Source organism: Microbacterium sp. BF1, assembly GCF_019279095.1.
Classification (GTDB): Bacteria; Actinomycetota; Actinomycetes; order Actinomycetales; family Microbacteriaceae; genus Microbacterium; species Microbacterium maritypicum.
Genome location: NZ_JAGYWT010000481.1, coordinates 1 through 1,854 on the forward strand (window position 1 = coordinate 1; position 1,854 = coordinate 1,854).

Consider the following 1,854-nt stretch of genomic DNA (forward strand, 5'->3'; position numbering starts at 1 on the left):
TCCTGTTCAAAGCATGACAAAACAAAAGACTTGTCTTCTTTTGCTATCTAACTGTACTGCCGAAGAGCGTCAACGAAGCAGGAAGAGACGAGCGGGCATGTTACGGAAAACCCGAATCGGAGTGTCCGGTTGACTCGGTGTCGTGCTCACCCGGCCCGCCGTACCTTGGAATCATGACCACTCAGACTGCGACCCCGGCTCCCGCAACGGCGGTGAAGCCGCCGTTGCGCATCTTCCTCACGATCCTGCACCTGGCAGGCGTCGGCATCCTCGGCGGTGCCATCTTCAGCATGCTCGGCGGGCTCCTCGGCACCGGCCTCGGCCTCCTCTTCGCCGCGGGCATCGGCCTCGTCCTGCTGGTGGGACTGGTCTACGCGTTGTACGGACTCGGCTGGTTCGAGGTCGCGCGCGTCGGCACGCTGTACCTCACGCCGATCGCTCCGCTGCGCCTGCAGCCGCGCGACCGCCCCGGGTTCGTCGGCTGGTTGCGTGCGCTCGGACGTCAGGCGATCGATGGGCGCATGTGGCGTGCGATCGCCAACTTCGCCATCTCCGCACTGCTCGGCTGGGTCGTTCTCCGTCTGTTCTGGGGCCTGGTGTGGTCGATCATCATCTCGTTCGCTCCCCTCACCGCGGCAGACTCCGTCATGGGTCCGTTCGGCGGCGGAGGCATCCCCGTCGCCTGGGCTCCCCTGGTCGGCATCCTCGGCATCGCGGCGTGCGTCGTCGGCATGATCGGGCTGGCCCTGCTGCATCGCACCCTGTCGCTCGCGATCGTGATCCGCAGCAAGGAGACCGAGCTCACCGAACGCGTGCGTACCTCCACGGCGCAGCGGGAAGGCGCCGTGCGGGCCGCCGACGTGGAGCGCACCCGCATCGAGCGCGACCTGCATGACGGCGTTCAGCCCCGACTGGTCTCGGTCGGCATGACCCTCGGACTCGCGCAGCAGAAGATCGACAGCGATCCCGACGCCGCGAAGGAACTGATCAACGAGGCCCACACCTCCACCAAGGCAGCCATCACCGAGCTGCGTCAGCTGGCCCGCGGCATCCACGCTTCGGTGCTCGACGACCGCGGTCTCGACGCTGCTCTGTCGGCACTCGCCGGACGCTCGCACATCCCCGTGCACCTCGATGTGCGCATGGAGGGTCGCTGCAGTCGCGAGGCCGAGGCCGCCGTGTACTTCTCCATCGCCGAATCCCTGACCAATGCGGCGAAGCACTCGCGGGCCAGTGAAGCGCGGGTGATCGTGCGGCTCCGCGAGGGCAACACCCTCTGGGCACGCGTGGAGGACAACGGCATCGGTGGCGCGCAGGTGCAGCCGGGAGGCGGACTCGACGGGATCGCCAACCGCATCCTCGCCGCGGGGGGAACCTTCCGTCTCGACAGTCCGCAGGGCGGACCGACCAGCCTGGAGGTGAACGTCCCATGCGCATCCTGATCTGCGAGGACTCGGTCCTGCTTCGAGAAGGTCTGGTCCGTCTTCTCGAAGACGCCGGCCACGACGTGGTCTCGGCCCTCCCCGACATCGAAGGTCTCGACCAGGCCGTCGCCACCACGACGCCCGACCTGTGCATCCTGGACGTACGCCTTCCGCCGACATTCACCGACGAGGGCATCCGTGCCGCGCTCGGTCTGCGCTCGACGCATCCGACGCTCGCGATCCTCGTGCTCTCGCAGTACGTCGAGGAGCGGTACGCCTCGGATCTGATCGCAGCGCAGGGGGGTCCGCTGGGCTACTTGCTCAAGGACCGCGTCGCCGATGTCTCCGAGTTCCTCGCCTCCGTGCAGCGGATCTCCGAGGGGGCCACCGTGCTCGACCCCGAGGTCGTCGCGCAGCTGCTGACCCGTCG

Annotated in this window: 2 protein-coding genes; both read left to right on the plus strand. The window is 67.5% G+C overall.

The window, feature by feature from the left end:
- Nucleotides 1–173: 173 nt before the first annotated feature.
- The gene (locus tag KZA10_RS13880) at nucleotides 174–1,442 is read left to right on the plus strand and encodes a histidine kinase (RefSeq protein ID WP_218683170.1); all 1,269 of its coding nucleotides are present in this window, start codon (nucleotides 174–176) and stop codon (nucleotides 1,440–1,442) included.
- Nucleotides 1,430–1,854, plus strand: a 425-nt coding sequence (locus KZA10_RS13885) for a response regulator transcription factor (protein WP_218683171.1), incomplete at its 3' end; no start/stop codon positions are given. The genes KZA10_RS13880 and KZA10_RS13885, both read left to right, overlap by 13 nt.

Bases quoted from the DNA above. Each gene is read 5' to 3' on its own strand.
- KZA10_RS13880 (WP_218683170.1), top strand. From the start codon at position 174: ATGACCACTCAGACTGCGACCCCGGCTCCCGCAACGGCGGTGAAGCCG.